The organism is Gudongella sp. DL1XJH-153 (assembly GCF_049310905.1).
Classification (GTDB): Bacteria; Bacillota; Clostridia; order Tissierellales; family Tissierellaceae; genus Gudongella.
In genome coordinates this window covers 22,598-40,525 of record NZ_JBMEMN010000016.1, presented here as the reverse complement: position 1 = coordinate 40,525, position 17,928 = coordinate 22,598, and the positions used below count along the sequence as shown (strand labels likewise).

Below are 17,928 nucleotides of genomic sequence, written 5' to 3'. Positions count from 1 at the left end.
TTTGCCGGGGAATATCTTATTCTTCTGCCAATGCAGTCGCATCAGCGATAAATTTCTCTATCATACCTTCGTCCATGAGACTTTGTAGTACCTTGTCAATCTCCTGAACCAAGTCTTCGTTTCCTTTGTTGATTGCAACAGCAACTCCATCTTCCTGACCCAGTATTTCATCTGCCAGGAACAGGTCATCATTTTGACTTACATAGGCTTTGGCTACTGGTTCAACCAATATAACTCCATCAACCGTACCATTCTTCAATTCAAGAACCAGGTCGGTAATTTTACTAAGACCTACATATTCTGCTGAAGCAAATTTATCCAGTGCTATCTCTTCCTGGATAGTTGATTTCTGAGCCCCAATCTTCATACCTTCAAAATCATCTGGTGTTTTTAGTGTCTCAGAATCTTCCGATTTAACAATCATTCTTTGTTGTGCCTGATAATAAGGTATTGAAAAATCAACGCTTTTCTTTCTCTCTTCTTTGGCAACCATGCCGGCAATGATAAAATCGATATCATCTGTTACAAGAGCCGGTAAAAGTCCTTCAAATTTCATATCCACTATTTCAAGCTCAACACCAAGTTCTTCTGCAATTGCCTTTGCAATTTCAATATCAAAGCCTACAATCTGGTCTTGTCCGTCTATTTCCTTATGGAATTCATATGGTGGATAATCTGCTGCCGTTCCAAGTACAATCTTTCCTTCTGACTTGATTTGTTCTACTTTGGATAGGGTTTCCGCTTCCCCTCCTGTGCAACCTGCTAAAGTCATAACCATCATTACCATCACTAAGATTAACGCTAAATTTTTTTTCATTTTCTATTCCTCCTATTATATTTAAGTTTTCTGGCTTATAATAGTGAGGATTTCCTTAGACCTTTGGAAGTCTTGTCCATGTTTAGTGAACCATACTTCCGTTGGCTCTTGATCAGATTTATAATCATCAAGATTAAGACCTCCTTTGTAAAAATTTAATATGAGACTAATTATATTCCTAGAGAAAATAAAAATCAAGTGTTATTTAATTAACTTAATCAATTCTAAGCTTTAATTCTGTAGGAAGAAGTAAATTCTTGATTTCTTCAATGTCTTTATACCTGTTGTCAAGCCATAGCCCTTCCTTGTTCCCGTCCAGTATTACTGGCATCCTATCGTGTATGGAATTCATCTGCTCATTCGCCGCTGTTGTAATTATTGTATATGCTTCAAATGGATTCCCTTCCTTGTCCTTAAATATGCTTACAAGACCTGCCATGGAAAATATTTTTGCATCTTCCACTGAAATCCTTCTCTTGATCTTCTTGTCATCAACCTTCTCCCATTCAAAAAAGCTTGTAGCGGGTACAATGCATCTGCCGGTATGGAACGCCTGTCTGAATGTAGGCTTCTGATGAACTGTTTCACCCCTGGCATTTATAAGTGGTCGCTTTGCAAAATGAGGAGCAAAGCCCCAGACTGCAGCTTTTATTTCTCTCCCATTCCCATCCACAACTATTGCTTGAGTATTTGTTGGAAATATTTCCTTTGAGGAACCAGCTTCTCTTTCTGCAACAATCGCCTTGTATCTCTCAATCAATTCATCGATATCCGCATCAAGTGCATATCTTCCACACATGGTATCCCTCCTTGTCTCATGATAAAATCTTCTTCAGGAATTGACCAGTATAGGATTCCTGGCACTGGCTAACCTCCTCAGGAGTTCCAGTGGCAACAACAAATCCACCTTTGTCTCCGCCTTCAGGTCCAAGGTCTATTATATAATCCGCAGTCTTTATGACATCAAGGTTGTGTTCTATTATTATTACGGTGTTATCTCCCTCGACCAGCTGATTCAAAACATTAACCAGCTTGTGAATATCAGCTGAATGAAGACCTGTTGTCGGTTCATCAAGTATATATACTGTCTTTCCTGTTGCTCTTTTTGAAAGTTCCGTTGCAAGCTTGACCCTCTGGGCTTCTCCACCTGACAGCTCTGTGGATGGCTGTCCTATCTTTATATATCCAAGACCAACATCATACAGGGTCTGTAGTTTTCTTTTTATTTTTGGCAGGTTCTTAAAGAAATCCAGTCCTTCTTCTACAGTCATCTCCAGAACATCTGAAATCGTCTTGTCCTTGTACTTGACCTGAAGGGTTTCTCTGTTGTAGCGTTTCCCCTTGCAAACCTCGCAGGGAACGTAAACATCCGGCAGAAAGTGCATTTCAACCTTAAGGATTCCATCTCCCTTGCAGGCCTCACACCTTCCTCCCTTGACGTTGAAGCTGAATCGTCCTTTCTTGTATCCTCTCATCTTGGATTCATTGGTCATGGCAAAAACATCTCTTATATGGTCAAACAGTCCTGTATAGGTTGCAGGGTTTGACCTTGGTGTTCTTCCTATCGGGTTCTGGTCAATTTCAATTACCTTGTCCAGATATTCCAAACCAAGCAATTCCTCATGCTGCCCCGGTCTAATCTTTGCACCGTTCAGTTTGTTTGCAAGTGACTTGTATATAATCTGGTTTACAAGGGAGCTTTTCCCTGAGCCTGAAACACCAGTAACACATGTCATTAATCCTAGGGGTATCTTGATATCAATCTCCTTTAGATTGTTTACAGCTGCTCCCTTAACCTGGAGCCATTTCCCATTGGTAGGTTTTCTATATTCAGGCACTTCGATTTCCAGCTTTCCTGACAGGTACTTTCCTGTTATGGATCTTGGATTATCCATTATATCCCTAGCTGTACCCTCAGCGACAATTTCTCCACCATGAATTCCTGCTCCCGGTCCAATATCCACTATATGATCCGCCATATGCATTGTTTCCTCATCATGCTCCACGACAATAAGTGTATTCCCAATATCAGTCAGTTTTCTCAACGCTGCCAGCAGCTTAGAGTTATCCCTTTGATGCAATCCGATGCTCGGTTCATCAAGTACATAGACAACTCCCACAAGGCTTGATCCAATCTGTGTAGCCAGTCTTATCCTCTGGGATTCCCCACCTGAAAGGGTTCCAGCCATTCTGGAAAGTGTAAGGTACTCCAGACCGACATTTTTAAGAAAGCTCAGTCTTTCCTTAATCTCTTTTAAAATCTGGTCTCCAATAATCTGCTGCTTTTCTGTCAGTTTAATATGCTCAAAGAGCTCCAATGATTTAATTACCGGCATATCAGTAACCTCGGAAATATTTAGACCGTTTATTTTAACTGACAGCACTTCCTGCTTTAGTCTTTTTCCACCACAGGCTGAGCAAGGGCTTTCCGCCATGTATTCATCCAACTTGTTTCTCATATAATCAGAGTGGGTTTCCTTGTACCTTCTTTCCAGATTGTTTAGGATCCCTTCAAATTTCCCCTCGTATTCTCTTTTCCCGGTATCGTCAAAGTGACTTAAGAAGGCAAACTTGATTTTCCTTTTGGTCCCGTATAAAAGTTCCTCCATAAATTTCGCTGGCGCCTCTGATACTGGCTGGTCCAGACTATATCCATTGTCTGATGCAATAGTCTTGAAAATTTGATAATAGTAGGTGTCTTCACCGATATTTCCATAGGGAGCAAGAGCTCCGCCATTTATGCTTAAATTCTTATTTGGAATTACAAGATCCACATCAATTTCCTTGTGAAAACCCAGGCCATTGCAAACTGGACACATTCCGAAAGGACTGTTAAAGGAAAACATTCTTGGTGAAATTTCTTCAATGGAAATATTGCAATCCGGACATGATAGTTTTTGGCTAAAGGTAAGCCTGTTTCCATCAATTATATCTACATTCAGGAGACCATCTCCCAATTTAAGGGCAGATTCGATTGAATCAGACAGCCTTCCTTCAATTCCTTCTCTGACGATCAGTCTATCCACCACTACTTCCAGGGTATGGTGCTTGTTCTTGTCCAGCTTGATATCGTCATCCAAGTCTACCATTTCATCGTCAATCATCATTCTGACATATCCGTCTTTTTTAATCTGCTTGATCAGCTTTGTATGCTCGCCCTTCTTGCCCCTTACCAGGGGTGCCAATACCTGAATCCTGGTTCTTTCCTCTAGTTCCATTACGTGGTCTACCATCTGGTCAACAGTCTGACTGGTTATTTCCTTTCCGCAATGCGGACAATATGGCGTACCGATTCTGGCAAAAAGCAACCTAAGGTAGTCGTAAATTTCTGTAACTGTTCCAACAGTTGACCTGGGATTTTTTGAAGTTGTCTTTTGATCTATTGATATTGAAGGTGACAATCCCTCGATGTATTCAACATCTGGCTTGTCCATCTGCCCCAAAAACTGCCTTGCATAGCTTGACAAGGACTCAACGTATCTTCTTTGTCCCTCAGCATATATTGTATCAAAGGCAAGTGATGATTTTCCTGAACCACTCAATCCTGTAAAAACTATGAATTTATCTCTTGGTAGCTCAAGGCTTACATTCTTGAGATTATGAACCTTGGCTCCCTTTATTACAATCTTATCTCTAGTCATTTAAACTCTTTCCTCCGTACTTCTTTTTCATCTGAATTATTTTATCTCTTAATTCTGCCGCCTTCTCAAATTCCAAGGATTCTGCTGCAATAAGCATGGCGCTTTCCATTCCCAGGATAATTGCCTCCAACTCCTCCAGTGATAAATCCTCATCGTATTCTACCACATCTTCTGCTGCCATGGTTGCTTCTATAATATTCCTTACGTCCTTAATGATGGATTTTGGTGTAATATTATTATCCCGATTGAAATCCGCCTGTATCGTTCTACGTCTTTCAGTCTCATCAATTGCTCGCTTCATGGAGCCGGTAATCTTATCAGCATACATTATTACCTTGCCTTCGATATGTCTCGCTGCACGACCAATTGTCTGTATCATGGCTGTCTCACTCCTTAAGAAGCCTTCCTTGTCTGCATCAAGAATGGCAACCATGGACACTTCCGGTAAATCAAGTCCCTCCCTTAGTAGGTTTATTCCAACTAAAACATCGTATTTACCTAGTCTAAGGTCCCTTATTATCTCCATTCTTTCAATTGTATGCACATCAGAGTGTAGATAGGTTACTTTTATGCCTACTTCCTTGAAGTATTTTGTGAGGTCTTCAGACATTCTCTTTGTAAGTGTCGTTACAAGTGTTCTTTCTCCCCTTGCAGCAACCTTTCTAATTTCAGTCAACAAGTCGTCTATCTGGTGTTCGGTTGGCCTAACCTCAATCACTGGGTCGAGAAGTCCTGTGGGACGGATAATCTGCTCAACCAGCTGGTCAGTTCTTTCCAGTTCATAAGGACCAGGCGTAGCTGATGTATAAATTATTTGATTTATCATGTCCTCAAATTCATCGAACCTTAAAGGTCTGTTATCCAAGGCTGATGGAAGCCTGAACCCATAATCCACCAAGGTAGTCTTCCTGGATTTATCTCCTGCATGCATGCCTCTTATCTGTGGAATCGAAACATGGGATTCATCAACTATCACCAAAAAATCGTCCGGAAAATAATCCATCAATGTATATGGCTTGCTTCCAGGTGGTCTGTCGCTAAGATGTCTGGAATAATTTTCAATTCCTGAGCAAAATCCCATCTCCCTAAGCATTTCAAGATCATATCTTGTTCTTTGCTCCAGTCTCTGAGCTTCCACAAGTTTGTCCCTATCCCTCAGATCTTTAAGTCTTTCCTCAAGCTCCTCCTCGATGCTGACAATTGCCTTTTCTACTTTTTCAGAAGTTGTTGCAAAGTGAGATGCAGGAAATATGGATACGTGATTCCTGTACCCGATTACTTCTCCGGTGATATGGTTTACTTCTGTAATCCTGTCAATCTCGTCACCAAAAAATTCAACTCTCAGGGTATTCTCTGAGGATGATGCCGGAAAAATTTCCAGTATGTCCCCTCTTACCCTGAAGGTTCCCCTTTCAAAATTGATATCATTTCTGACATACTGTATGTCCACAAGCTTACGCATTATCTGATCTCTATCCTTGAGCATGCCTGGTCTGATCGACACGACCAGATTCTCATAATCAATTGGATCTCCAAGACCATATATGCAAGATACTGATGCTACAATAATAACATCTCTTCTTTCGAAAAGAGACATTGTAGCTGAGTGCCTCAATTTATCTATTTCATCATTTATCGACGAGTCCTTTTCGATATATGTGTCAGTCTGTGGCACGTATGCCTCAGGCTGATAGTAGTCATAATAGCTTACAAAATACTCAACGGCATTTTCAGGAAAGAACTCCTTGAACTCACTGGCAAGCTGGTAAGCCAATGTCTTGTTATGTGCAATTACAAGAGTAGGTCTTTGAACTGCTTCTATTACATTTGCCATGGTAAATGTCTTTCCTGAACCTGTAACCCCCAACAAGACCTGGTGTTTATTCCCCTTTTGGAGACCTTCCAACAATAATCTAATCGCCTCGGGCTGATCTCCTGTGGGCTTATATGATGATTCTATTTTAAATTCACTCATAAATTCACCTCATTCCTGAACACTTGTTCTCTTTATATGATATACTTTTTTAATAAAAAAATCCACTGTAATTATTAACTTGTGGAAAACGCTTTAGTAATGTAAAATTATTTAGAGGAGGCGAAACCACAATGAAGCGTAACAGCATACTTTTGCTGATTGTTTTATCAATAACTTTCATAACCGGCTGTTCTTTACCATTCCTTCGGGAATCAACCCCTGTGCAGGGACAAAAGATTGAAATAGAGCCGGAATTTAATGTAGAACAGGTGGTTTTATCCCAAGGCTTTCAGAATACCGAACCTAGGATTGAACTTTCCAGAAAAAACAATAATTTACTTTTATTGGTATCTCCAGGAATAGTCCAGAGCACCGGTATGGAAGTATCAAAGATTGAAGATGTTGATGGAGTCTACAATATCCACCTTGTAAATAGCTCTTACTCTTCTGCAGAATTAGTTATACCCCAAATAACGGTTTTGCTTTCAAATGTAACTCCATCCGAAGCAGAATCAATGAAATTTAGTATAGTAAATGAAAACTACACCCCTGTAAGTGTTAGTCATGGAATCGTAGATGTTCTAAAAAAGGTTAAGTCTGATTACAAAATATCTACAGATGGTTCTCCCTCAATAAGACTAATCAAGGAGGAAAATGAACCTCTATGGGTTATTGAGTATAATAATATCTATGATACTGAAAACCTTGAAATTCCACTTATTAATCTTCGGCTGAAGGTAAGTGCCAACAACGGAGAAGTTGTGGAATCATCAAAAGGCCTTATATCAACTTATTTTGATCAAGGTACCATTCTGGATTTTGTTCCTGGGAAAGCAATCATTTATTCTAGAAAAAATCTGGATACCAATAAAGATGAATTGTGGTACTACGATTTCATCTCAGGTGACAAAGTGGATATTTTCAAAACATTCTCTTTAATCAAATCCGCCCAACTTAGCCCTGATGGCTTAAATGTGGCCCTGCTTGAAAGAGACGGTGAAAAGGCTACTGCCTACACTATTTCCATTGATGACAGAAGAGCAGTTCGCATAGGAACAAACATGGATCTTATCCCTGAACAGATTTCCTGGAATAACGATTTGGAAATACAGGTTCTTACAAGTTTTACTGACAATCAGACACAAATTTTCTCTTACAACATACAGGATAACAGTTTGATGGCAACCTATGTTTTTATGATGGATCTCGATACCTTAAGTACAATGAATGATGTAATACTTGCATCAGAATTTACAAGCAACAATTCAAACAACAGGATACTGGTTTCAGATGGAGGAAATGGTTTTAGATACGTAGACGACGGATTTAGTCCCAAGATCTTAAATGAAAACCTTGGAATGCATCTTAGAAATGATGACAGTTCAACTAAAAATAGACTTCATATATTCAACCTTAAGACTTTGGAAACTGAATATGAAACTAGATTTAATGTGGTTGATACGAGCATAATTTCAGATACTGAAATTCTTGTGATAGAAAAGCTCCCAGGCAACAATAGCTTTGGGGCTCATATTCTAGATATAGAAAGTTTTGAACTTATATCTCTCGGTAATATCAACACCAGCAGAATCTACCTGGATATGAATACAGAAACGATTTATGCAAATCCTTCGATAACTTACAGGTCAGAAGTTCTAGAAATAATATACTCAATGAACTTATCAAATTTAAAAAGTAGATAGCCCGCGCTATCTACTTTTTTTATCTACATATCTTCTCTCAAAACCTCTATTGCCTTTATAAGCTGATTATCCTGCTCCAGGTAATCAAGTCCAACTCCTTCTACATCCTCATCCAATTCGACTACTACATCCGGTTCAATGCCTATTCCGTGGATGTTAGTTCCATTCGGGGTGAAGTATTCCGAGACCGTCAGTTTGATTCCGGATCCATCTGGCAAGTCTTTTATTCTTTGAACCAAGCCTTTGCCAAATGTTGTAGTCCCTATTAACCTACCTCGGTTATTGTCTCTTACTGCTCCTGCCAAAATTTCTGATGCACTTGCGCTACCTTCATTTACCAGGACAACCAGAGGAAGATCAACCATTTTGCTGTCTGACTTTTCGTATTGTCTATTCTCATTTTTATCTTCTGTATATACCACTGTTGCCTCTCCAAGGAGCTCATCAGCTATATCTACACTTACATTCAGTAAACCGCCTGGATTGCTCCGAAGGTCCAAAACAAGTCCTTTTGCACCCTTGGATTGAACATCCATCAATGCTTTCATAAAATCCTCGTATGTTAGATTGTCAAAAGCTGTCAGTCTTATATAACCGATGTCGTCTTGGATTATTCCGCTTTTTACTGACTCTAGTCTAATGATTTCCCTTGTAATCTCAATATCAAAGGTTTCAGTATTGCCTTCCTTGTCTCTTCTCATAATTGTAATCACAACTTCAGTATCCGGTTCACCCCGCATTAAGCTTACAGCTTCATCCATACTATCAGAAAAGTATTCCTTTCCTTCAACTTTTATAATCTTGTCACCTGATCTGATTCCTGCTCTTTCACCTGGTGTATCCTCTATTGGAGAGACAACTGTTATAAATCCATCCTCTTCAGGTGTAACAATTATTCCTATCCCTCCGTAAATTCCATCAGTTCCCATATTGAAACTCTCGTATTCATTTTGGGTCATATAAATGGAATATGGATCGCCCAATGCATCGACCATTCCCTTGAGTTGACCATCCAAGAGTTCCTGATCCTCCACCTCCCAAAGGTACATCTCATCAATGACACTTTTAATTTGAAGGATTTTTGAATTATCTTTATATAGGTCGCTTAATGTTTCATATTCGTTTTTTTGAATTACAACCCTGTTTCCCATGGAAACCGATACAAAATTTCCAATCACAAAAGTTGCAAGATTTGTTACTAGCAATAGTACTACAAAAATTACAATCATTTTTTTCTTTGACATTTCGACACCTCTATTTCTAAGATAACAAACATATTAAATACTGGTAATACATTTTTTTGTCATTAACTAAAAAAGAGGAGATTTCTCTCCTCTAATTAATTTCCTCTTAACCAAGGTATTGGATCAACATATGACCCATTTTTTCTTACCTCAAAATGTAGATGTGGTCCAGTTGAGTTTCCTGTACTTCCTGCCTTTGCTACAGTTGCTCCCCTTGCCACTGTCTGTCCTTCGGAAACCACAACAGATGAGTTATGAGCATACAAAGTTACAATACCACCACCGTGATCCAACATGACTACCTTTCCATAGCCTCCAAGCCAGTCACTGTAAATTACAGTACCAGCAGCAGCTGCAGTTATTGGTGTTCCTGTTGGCGCAGGAATATCTACACCAGTATGAAGCTTCTTGACCTTGAATATTGGATGAATTCTATATCCATAAGGAGAGCTTATTCTACTGTGTCCTGGCACTGGCCAGTCCATCTTTCCTCCTGAATATGGTCCTGAATCTCTCTGAAGCTTTACTATTTTTGTTTCAATTTCCTTTGCAAATTCATTGAGCTTGTCATACTCTGACTCATATGACTTTATATTCTGTTGCAGCCTTCCCATCAGATTCTCTTTTTCACGGCTGACTTTTTCCAGATCCCTTTTTCTCGACTCAAGTTTCGACCTTGTGACCTCCAATGATGCTCTCTGGCCTTCCATCTCAACTTTCTTTTCCTCGATAATATCTCTTTGTTCCTTCATGTACTTGATAAGCTCTTTATCATACTCTGCTATGGACTGTATCATTTCCTGTCTCGACAGGAAGTCCTTTATATTGCCAGATGATAGGAGTACTTCCAAATATCCTGTGTTCCCGTTCTTATACATTACCCTTAGTCGCTGATTGAATGTATCGAGTCTTTCCTCTATGTTCTTCTCTGCTGTTAAAAGTTCTTCCATTGTATTATCAATATTTAAATTTATAATTTCAATTTCCTTCTCGACACTTTCAATTTCTGATGCAGCATTGGCTACTTTTAGATCAATTTCTTTAATCTGGTTGTCTATCTCCTTGCTCTGACTCTGCATATTGGCAATCTCTTTTTTTGTTTGTTCTATCTGATTCTGAATCTGCTCCTGCTGTTTTTTCAAGGCATCAACAGATTGACCACTTGCCTGAACAACAGTCAAGAAGACCATCAGAAATGCTGTAAACAAAATCAGTATCTTTCTTCCTCTCATATAATTACCCCCTATACGTTAAGGAATCTCTTCAGTGATACAAGACTACCCAGTGCACCTATTCCAGAACCTATGGTGCCGAACATAATAGCAAGATCCGCAAAGATTAGCTTTGGATCTACCAGATAGAATGTAAATAAGTCGTACAGCTTATCGTTCATTGAGTTGTAAAAGTATTCGTATCCAAAATAAACAATACCGATTGATATCATTGCACCAATTATACCCAAGAATACTCCCTCCATAATAAATGGTCCTCTGATATAACCGTTTGTAGCTCCTACATATTTCATAATATTGATTTCGCGTCTTCTCGAAGACACAGTAATTTTAATAGTGTTTGAAATAATGAAAACAGAAATAAATACCAGTATTCCAATTATCATTATACCCCCAAATTGGATGTATCCAGCAAATATCAACAATTTATCTATTACATCTTTATAATATTTCACTTCTTCTACGCCGTCAAGTGTTTTTACGTCATTTACAAGTTCATCAGCGTATTCTATGTCATTTACCTTAATAATATATGCATCCGGCAAGGGATTTATCTCTAGACCATCCAGAAGGTAAGCTTCTTCTGCCCATTCTTCCTTCATGATTTCAAGAGCTTGTTCCTTGGACCTGAACAGAATAGACAATACACCGGGATATTCCTTGACGGTTCCCTCTATTATATCCATTGATTCATTTGAAAGATCATCAACCAGGAATACTTCCACTTCATCAAATTTTAATTTTGTGTCCAAGACTGCGTTATTGATACTTAAAACAAGAATAAGAACGACACCAAGGATCATAAGAACAGCCGATATACTTGATATGGATGCTATTCCCATGCCACGGTTACGCCACATACTCTGAAATCCCTGCTTGATTACATTCTTAAATATTCGGAATTTCAATGCTATAACCACCCTTCTGTTCATCTCTTACCAATCTGCCATCTTCAAGGGCGATTACTCTCTTTTTCATGGAATTTACAATATCCCTGGCATGGGTAGCCATGATTATTGTCGTCCCTCTATTGTTTATGTCCAAAAGGACCTTCATAATCTCTCCTGCAGTATCAGGGTCAAGATTACCAGTTGGCTCATCAGCAATAAGTACTGGAGGATTATTGACTATTGATCGTGCTATTGAAACTCTCTGCTGTTCTCCTCCTGACAATTGGTCTGGAAAACTGGATGCTTTTCTGCTTAAATCTACCATACTTAAAATAAGGGGAACCCGTCTTCTGATTTCCCTTGGCCTTGCTCCAATAATCTCCATTGCAAATGCAACATTCTCATACACAGTTTTATTGGGTAGCAACCTGAAATCCTGGAATACTACCCCTACTTTTCTTCTTATATATGGAATTCTTCTATTCGGAACCCTTGTTATATCCATTCCATCCAAATAAAGCTTACCTCTCGAGATTCCCTCTTCCTTCAATAACAATTTTATGAGAGTAGATTTTCCCGCTCCACTTGAGCCGACCAAAAAAACAAACTCTCCCTTTTCTATCTCCATATTTATATCATATAAGGCAGTAACACCGTTGCGGTACTCCTTTGAAATATTAACAAGTTTGATCACTATCTCACCTCGAAGCCCTTTCCATGTAATTTTAGTTTTGACATATTCCTTATTCGTGGTATTATTATTATTATATTACAATATCACATATAAATAAACTGTTTGAGGTGATTTAATTGGATAAAAAGACTATCAGAGAACTAATTCTTCAGGAGAGATCTAAGTTAAGTGAGTCAGCTCGCAAATCCCACAGTAGAAAGATCATAGATTTGTTGAAGGCAACTAAATATTATAAGGAAGCCAAAGTAATAATGTGCTTTGTCAGCTTTAATGATGAACTGGATACGCACCAGTTTATTAAAGAAGCCCTTTTAGAAGGCAAAAGAGTAATTGTGCCAATTACTGTTCAAGAGACAAAGAAGCTGATTCCTTCAGAACTGATGGATTTTAAAGAGCTTGAACCAGGCTATTACAATATATTAACGCCTAAAAAAGAATTCACAAGACCTATTGAACAATCTGACATTGACTTGGTAGTAGTTCCAGGTGTTGCTTTTGATCCCTACGGTTACAGAGTGGGTTATGGCGGTGGTTATTACGACAGATTCCTGATTTCCATAGCAAAAACAGTTCCTAAAATTGCAGTTGGATTTGGGATGCAGCTTGTGGGAAGAGTTCCAAGGGAAAGCTTCGATGTCCCTGTGGATATGATTATTACAGAGATGGGTGTCACTCCCTGCTCGGAAGGATTATATGAGACCAGAGCATGATAATGCAGCTAGAAAATTTTCTAGCTGCATTATTTTTTATCTATTTTAAAAGCTCAGTCGCTTTCTTGACTACGTTATCTACAGTAAATCCAAATTTCTCAAACAGTTGATTTGCTGGAGCAGAACCACCAAATCGATCAAGGGAAATTATATCTCCGTCAAGCCCTGTGTATTTCTGCCAGCCCATTGAACTTGCTGCTTCAACTGCAAGCCTTGCCCTTACTGAGCCTGGAAGTACTCTTTCCTGGTATTCCCTGCCTTGTTCCTCAAACAACTCCCACGAAGGCATGCTAACTACTCTTGTGCCTATTCCCTGCTCTTCCAACCTGTCTGCCGCTTCATAAACCAGACTTGTTTCTGAGCCGGATGCCATTAGGATAAGTTGGAGTTCCCTTTTTTCCTTCTTGAGAACATATCCACCCTTTAATGCTTCCCTGCCGGTTCCATCAAGAAGTGGAAGATTTTGTCTTGTAAGCACAAGACCTACTGGAGTCTTTTTGCTCTTTATGGCAACATACCATCCTGCGGCTGTCTCTCTTGCATCGGCAGGCCTGAAGGTTATAAAGTTTGGCTGTGCCCTGAATACTGCAAGTTGCTCAACTGGTTGATGGGTCGGTCCATCCTCGCCTACCCCTATACTGTCATGAGTCAGAACATATGTCACTGGCAATTCCATAAGTGATGCCAGTCTCATTGCAGGCTTCATGTAGTCCGTAAATATAAAGAAGGTTCCACCATAAGGTCTTACTCCTCCATGAAGTGCCATCCCGTTAAGTGCTGCGCCCATTGCATGTTCTCTTACGCCAAAGTGAATATTTGATCCTGCATAGTTGTCCTTTGAGAATACTTCTCTTGAGTTGATTTTTGTCTTTGTAGAAGGTGCCAGGTCTGCTGATCCGCCAAAAAGATTTGGTATTTTTTCTGCAAGTCTGTTAATAACAGTACCAGATGCTGCCCTTGTGGCAACACTTTTATCAAATGACCAGAATCCATCTGACTCCAGATACTCTTCAGGAATCTCCCCTGAAAGCCATGATTGGAGCTCTTTAGCTTCTTCAGGATACTTCTCACTGTATTTTTTCATCAGCTCATTCCACTGAGCCTCTTTCTCCTGGCTTTCTTTCACAAGTTTCTCCATGTGAGTCTTAACTTCTTCAGGTACAAAGAACTCTTCATAATCCCAATTTAGATTCTTCCTTAATACTTCCATATTGTGATCACCAAGAGGTTCACCGTGAGCTTTTGCTGTATCCTGCTTCTCAGTTCCATAACCTATATTTGTAATCACCTCAATCAAGGTAGGCTTATCAAGATTTTCTTTACCTTTTTTGATAGCTTTTTCAATCGCTTCTATGTCGGTTCCATCTTGAATAAGAATGGTCTCCCATCCAAGAGCATCGTATCTTTTTCTAACTTCCTCTGTAAATGCAAGATCTGTGCTTCCTTCAATTGATATCGAGTTTGAATCGTACAGTACGATTAATTTCCCTAGACCAAGAGATCCTGCCAGTGATGATGCCTCATTGCTTATACCCTCCATAAGGTCTCCATCCCCAACCAGAACATAGGTATAGTGGTCAATTACCTCTATATCGTCCTTGTTGAAGTTGGCAGCAAGGTGGGCTTCAGCCATTGCCATACCAACAGCTGTAGAAATTCCCTGGCCAAGTGGACCGGTTGTTGATTCAACACCTGCAGTATGTCCATACTCAGGATGTCCCGGTGTCTTACTGTCAAGCTGTCTAAAGTTCTCAATATCCTCCATTGTCAGTCCATACTGGAAAAGATGCAACAAGGAATATAACAGCATTGAGCCGTGACCTGCTGATAGGACGAATCTGTCCCTGTTTGTCCAGTCAGGGTTCTTTCCATTGTGATTCATGACTTTGCTCCATAGGGTATAGGCCATTGGTGCTGCTCCCAGTGGGAGTCCAGGATGTCCAGAGTTTGCCTTTTCAACCCCTTGTGCTGACAACATTCTTATGGTATCAATACTTAACTGATCAATATTCATTTACTTGTCCTCCTTATTGATTTCACTGATTGAATTTTTGTTCATGGCAACTTCCACTAAAAAAAGTGGCAATACTGACTGCCTCTTGATCCTTGAAGGATTTGTCACAAGACGATAAAACCACTCAAGTCCAAGCTTTATAAAAATATCCGGAGCTCTTTTTGCCTGTCCTGAAAGAATATCAATCACTCCTCCATTACCGATAGCAACTGTTACACCGAGTTTTTCTCCATGGGAATTAATCCAGATTTCCTGTCGTGGAAAACCAAAGCCTACAAATAGAATATCTGTGTCTGATTTTTGAATTTCATCTACAATCAGAAGTTCTTCAGGTGTCACGCCATCACCGGCGTGGCTGCCTTTAAAAAACCCGTGATGATGCCCTGTGATCCTTATCCCAGGGTAATTCTTCTCAAGCTGTTTTTTTGCCTCTTGGGCAACTCCTTCACGACCTCCAAGAAGGTACACTCCATAGCCTTCTTTGTGGGCCAGGCGAAGCAGTTCCACGGATGTATCATATCCTGTAACTCTTTCCCTCAATCTGACTCCTCTTAATCTTGCACCATAAATCAACCCGATTCCATCGGGAATCACATAGGTGCCCTTGTTTAGCTCCTTCTTGAGGGTTTCGGATTTTTTTGCCATCATGACTATTTCTGTATTTGGGGTAAACACTTTACAAAACTTTTTGTCCTGAAGTGCATTTTTCAATTCTCCCATAAGGTTTTGCAGTGTCGTATCTTGTATTTCTACCCCAAATATATCTACTTTATCAGTCCTGTCCACTTTATCACCTGCCTGTTATTCGAAAAGCTATTTCAACATTTTCATGAGCCAGCATCTTTAGCCTCTCCTCTTTTTCACCGATATTCTCCCTCATATTATCAAGATCATTCCATGCCAAATCAAATACTTCCTTGAATTTTTCAGCTTCCAGGTTATCCACTGATATGGAATAAGGGATTTCCAACTCCCTCAGTAATCCTTCAACCTTGGGATCGTATATAAGACCCATCATGGGAACCTTTCTTGTTGCAGCATATATTAGGGAATGAAGTCTCATTGCTACCATCATCTTCAATTTTCCAATAATGCCCATTATTTCCTCTGCTGTGTATTTTGCCTGAAGGATATGACAATCTTCCTTCCCAACCATCTCCTTGATCTTTTGGCAGATTTCAAGGTCCTCGGGATAATGCATCGGGATAAGAAGTATTTCTATGTCATTTTCATCCATAATTGCTTTAAGACCATTGCTCAGTTCACGGGAAAGATTTTTATCATCCTTCCAGTATCTTACTGAAACACCAACCAGTGGTTTTTTCGGATAAATATCTTCATTTACAAATATCTGATTTATTCTGTTGTTGTCAGCTGCTTCAAGTGTAAATACCGGATCTGCTGTTACCTTTACATTCTTGTTGGCAACCCCCATCTTCTGGATATACTCCATTGAACCTCTGTCTCTTAGGGTTATTTGCTGAACCTTATTCAGTGTATTTTTGGTCAGATATCGGTTAAAGGGTTTATTGATAGGTCCGATTCCGTTAGCATAGACCATAACAGGCTTCTTTAAAAACAGTGCAAGTTTCATCAGTGCAAGGTAATACAAGAGTGATCTTGTGGAAGTAACATCCTGCAGAAGACTCCCTCCACCACTGATAAGAATATCGGAATCCCTTAGCGATTTGTATACATCACGAATCTTAAACCTGTCAGATGATACTACAGGACATATTCCTTCAGTCTTGTCCGGATCCTTTGAGAGAACATTAATCCTTACAAGACTATTGTGCTCTTTCATATCCTTTACGATTGCCTTTAGTATTGCATCGTCTCCACTGTTGTCAAAGCCGAAGTAACCACTCATAACAACATTGGGTCCGCCGTGGAGTATCTTTTCATATATTTTTACGTGGGACTCGGCCATTGCTGCGTAGGAAAAATTTCTTCTTACAGCCATAAAAAGTTTGCGTCCCATTTCTTCGGCAAGTTCATCATCTCTTATAAGCTTAAGAAGCTTGTCCCTTAAGACTACTTCATTTCCAACGGGAACAAGATATCCATTCTCGCCATTTTTTACAAGCATATGAACACCTCCAACCTCAGTGGTGACCACAGGCTTTTTCATCTTTGCTCCTTCAAGTATTACATAAGGAAAACTTTCACTTACCGATGTCAGAGCATTGATGTGGATAGCGTTAAAGAATGAATAGGGGTCCTTTACATGACCCAGAAACTTAACCTTATCCTGAATACCGTACCTTCGCACAAGCTCGTGAAGATAATCTGATTCCGCTCCTTCCCCGGCTATAAGAAAAGTAGCATCCTCTTCCTCGAGAACAAGCTTGGCAGCTTCAATAAATGTCACGTGATCCTTGACCTTGTCAAGCCTTGCAGCTATTCCAACAAAGGCCTGTCCACGGTCTTCAATATTGTATCTCTTCAAAAACTCATCCTTTGATACAAAGTCCTCCTGGGAATCACAATCAATTCCATTGTATGTTACAAATATTCTGTCCCGCCTGAATCCTCTTTCCACAAGCATTTTTCTAAAAAGGTCGGACACTCCAATATAGTAGTCAAATCTTCTCAAAGCTATGGTATTCAATGTTGTATATACAAGTCTCTTATAAAAATTATCCTTGAAATCAAGCTTGTAGTCGCTGTGTATTGTAGTAATAAATGGCTTGTCAACCTTGCCCTTGAGAAACTGGGCAATAAAATTTGCCCTGGCTCCATGACAGTGGATAATATCGTAACCCTTGTCTTCTATTTCCTCAACCAATCTGCTTATAATGGTTAGGTCAGATCTGCTTTTCTGTTTAAACACCTTGATCGGTATTCCAGCCTTTACAACATCATCGTAAAAGGTGTCCTCAATAAAGCAAATGATCTCTGCATCAATTCTTTTGTTCAATCCCTTAAGCAAGGCAATTATATGGGTTTTTGCACCACCTGTATCACCACCGCTTATTAAGTGAAGTACCTTCAATGGTATTCTCCTT

Annotated in this window: 13 protein-coding genes; 2 read left to right on the top strand and 11 right to left on the bottom strand. The window is 39.6% G+C overall.

Translation table 11 applies throughout. From position 1 onward, the window contains the following. Positions 1-16: 16 nt before the first annotated feature. The 4 genes from ACOEN1_RS07725 to uvrB all read right to left on the bottom strand — a co-directional run bounded on the left by ACOEN1_RS07725 (position 17) and on the right by uvrB (position 6,433). A complete protein-coding gene (locus ACOEN1_RS07725; RefSeq protein WP_422486196.1) occupies positions 17-817 on the bottom strand; it encodes a transporter substrate-binding domain-containing protein in 801 nt (266 codons plus the stop codon). Between the two features lie 214 nt (positions 818-1,031). Beyond that, entirely contained in the window at positions 1,032-1,616 is a 585-nt protein-coding gene (locus tag ACOEN1_RS07720; protein WP_422486194.1) for an SOS response-associated peptidase, read from the bottom strand. A gap of 16 nt (positions 1,617-1,632) precedes the next feature. Continuing rightward, positions 1,633-4,458: an excinuclease ABC subunit UvrA gene (gene uvrA / locus ACOEN1_RS07715; protein WP_422486192.1), complete on the bottom strand. Its 2,826-nt coding sequence runs from the start codon at positions 4,456-4,458 to the stop codon at positions 1,633-1,635. Further along, complete coding sequence (uvrB, locus tag ACOEN1_RS07710; protein WP_422486190.1) at positions 4,451-6,433, bottom strand: excinuclease ABC subunit UvrB; 1,983 nt, start codon at positions 6,431-6,433, stop codon at positions 4,451-4,453. The genes uvrA and uvrB overlap by 8 nt, the downstream gene beginning before the upstream one ends. A 131-nt stretch (positions 6,434-6,564) precedes the next feature. On the opposite strand from uvrB, the gene ACOEN1_RS07705 reads away from it, so the two are divergent. Beyond that, positions 6,565-8,136, top strand: a complete 1,572-nt coding sequence (locus ACOEN1_RS07705) for a hypothetical protein (protein WP_422486188.1) — start codon at positions 6,565-6,567, stop codon at positions 8,134-8,136. Between the two features lie 23 nt (positions 8,137-8,159). On the opposite strand, the gene ACOEN1_RS07700 is transcribed toward ACOEN1_RS07705, so the two are convergent. The 4 genes from ACOEN1_RS07700 to ftsE all read right to left on the bottom strand — a co-directional run bounded on the left by ACOEN1_RS07700 (position 8,160) and on the right by ftsE (position 12,196). Beyond that, entirely contained in the window at positions 8,160-9,380 is a 1,221-nt protein-coding gene (locus ACOEN1_RS07700; RefSeq protein ID WP_422486186.1) for a S41 family peptidase, read from the bottom strand. Positions 9,381-9,475: 95 nt separating this feature from the next. Continuing rightward, positions 9,476-10,612: a murein hydrolase activator EnvC family protein gene (locus tag ACOEN1_RS07695; protein ID WP_422486184.1), complete on the bottom strand. Its 1,137-nt coding sequence runs from the start codon at positions 10,610-10,612 to the stop codon at positions 9,476-9,478. Positions 10,613-10,623: 11 nt separating this feature from the next. Then, on the bottom strand, positions 10,624-11,520 hold the full coding sequence (gene ftsX / locus ACOEN1_RS07690) for a permease-like cell division protein FtsX (protein ID WP_422486182.1): 897 nt from the start codon (positions 11,518-11,520) through the stop codon (positions 10,624-10,626). Further along, positions 11,501-12,196 carry a cell division ATP-binding protein FtsE gene (gene ftsE, locus ACOEN1_RS07685; protein ID WP_422486180.1) on the bottom strand — a complete coding sequence of 232 codons (696 nt, stop codon included), beginning with the start codon at positions 12,194-12,196 and terminating at the stop codon, positions 11,501-11,503. Before ftsE ends, ftsX begins: the two co-directional genes overlap by 20 nt. A 116-nt stretch (positions 12,197-12,312) precedes the next feature. Between ftsE and ACOEN1_RS07680 the strand changes: the two genes are divergently transcribed. Next, positions 12,313-12,906, top strand: a complete 594-nt coding sequence (locus tag ACOEN1_RS07680; protein WP_422486179.1) for a 5-formyltetrahydrofolate cyclo-ligase — start codon at positions 12,313-12,315, stop codon at positions 12,904-12,906. A gap of 40 nt (positions 12,907-12,946) precedes the next feature. On the opposite strand, the gene tkt is transcribed toward ACOEN1_RS07680, so the two are convergent. Genes tkt through csaB form a run of 3 tightly spaced genes read right to left on the bottom strand, consistent with a single transcriptional unit; the run spans position 12,947 to position 17,915 of the window. Continuing rightward, positions 12,947-14,920, bottom strand: a complete 1,974-nt coding sequence (gene tkt, locus ACOEN1_RS07675) for a transketolase (RefSeq protein WP_422486178.1) — start codon at positions 14,918-14,920, stop codon at positions 12,947-12,949. Beyond that, the gene (locus ACOEN1_RS07670) at positions 14,921-15,706 is read right to left on the bottom strand and encodes a WecB/TagA/CpsF family glycosyltransferase (RefSeq protein ID WP_422486177.1); all 786 of its coding nucleotides are present in this window, start codon (positions 15,704-15,706) and stop codon (positions 14,921-14,923) included. 4 nt (positions 15,707-15,710) lie between these two features. Continuing rightward, the gene (csaB, locus tag ACOEN1_RS07665) at positions 15,711-17,915 is read right to left on the bottom strand and encodes a polysaccharide pyruvyl transferase CsaB (protein ID WP_422486175.1); all 2,205 of its coding nucleotides are present in this window, start codon (positions 17,913-17,915) and stop codon (positions 15,711-15,713) included. Between the last annotated feature and the right edge of the window lie 13 nt (positions 17,916-17,928).

Coding starts and splice junctions, on each gene's coding strand:
- ACOEN1_RS07720 (WP_422486194.1), bottom strand. CDS start 1,616: ATGTGTGGAAGATATGCACTTGATGCGGATATCGATGAATTGATTGAG.
- uvrB (WP_422486190.1), bottom strand. CDS start 6,433: ATGAGTGAATTTAAAATAGAATCATCATATAAGCCCACAGGAGATCAG.
- ACOEN1_RS07725 (WP_422486196.1), bottom strand. CDS start 817: ATGAAAAAAAATTTAGCGTTAATCTTAGTGATGGTAATGATGGTTATG.
- ACOEN1_RS07705 (WP_422486188.1), top strand. CDS start 6,565: ATGAAGCGTAACAGCATACTTTTGCTGATTGTTTTATCAATAACTTTC.
- ACOEN1_RS07695 (WP_422486184.1), bottom strand. CDS start 10,612: ATGAGAGGAAGAAAGATACTGATTTTGTTTACAGCATTTCTGATGGTC.
- tkt (WP_422486178.1), bottom strand. CDS start 14,920: ATGAATATTGATCAGTTAAGTATTGATACCATAAGAATGTTGTCAGCA.
- uvrA (WP_422486192.1), bottom strand. CDS start 4,458: ATGACTAGAGATAAGATTGTAATAAAGGGAGCCAAGGTTCATAATCTC.
- ACOEN1_RS07700 (WP_422486186.1), bottom strand. CDS start 9,380: ATGTCAAAGAAAAAAATGATTGTAATTTTTGTAGTACTATTGCTAGTA.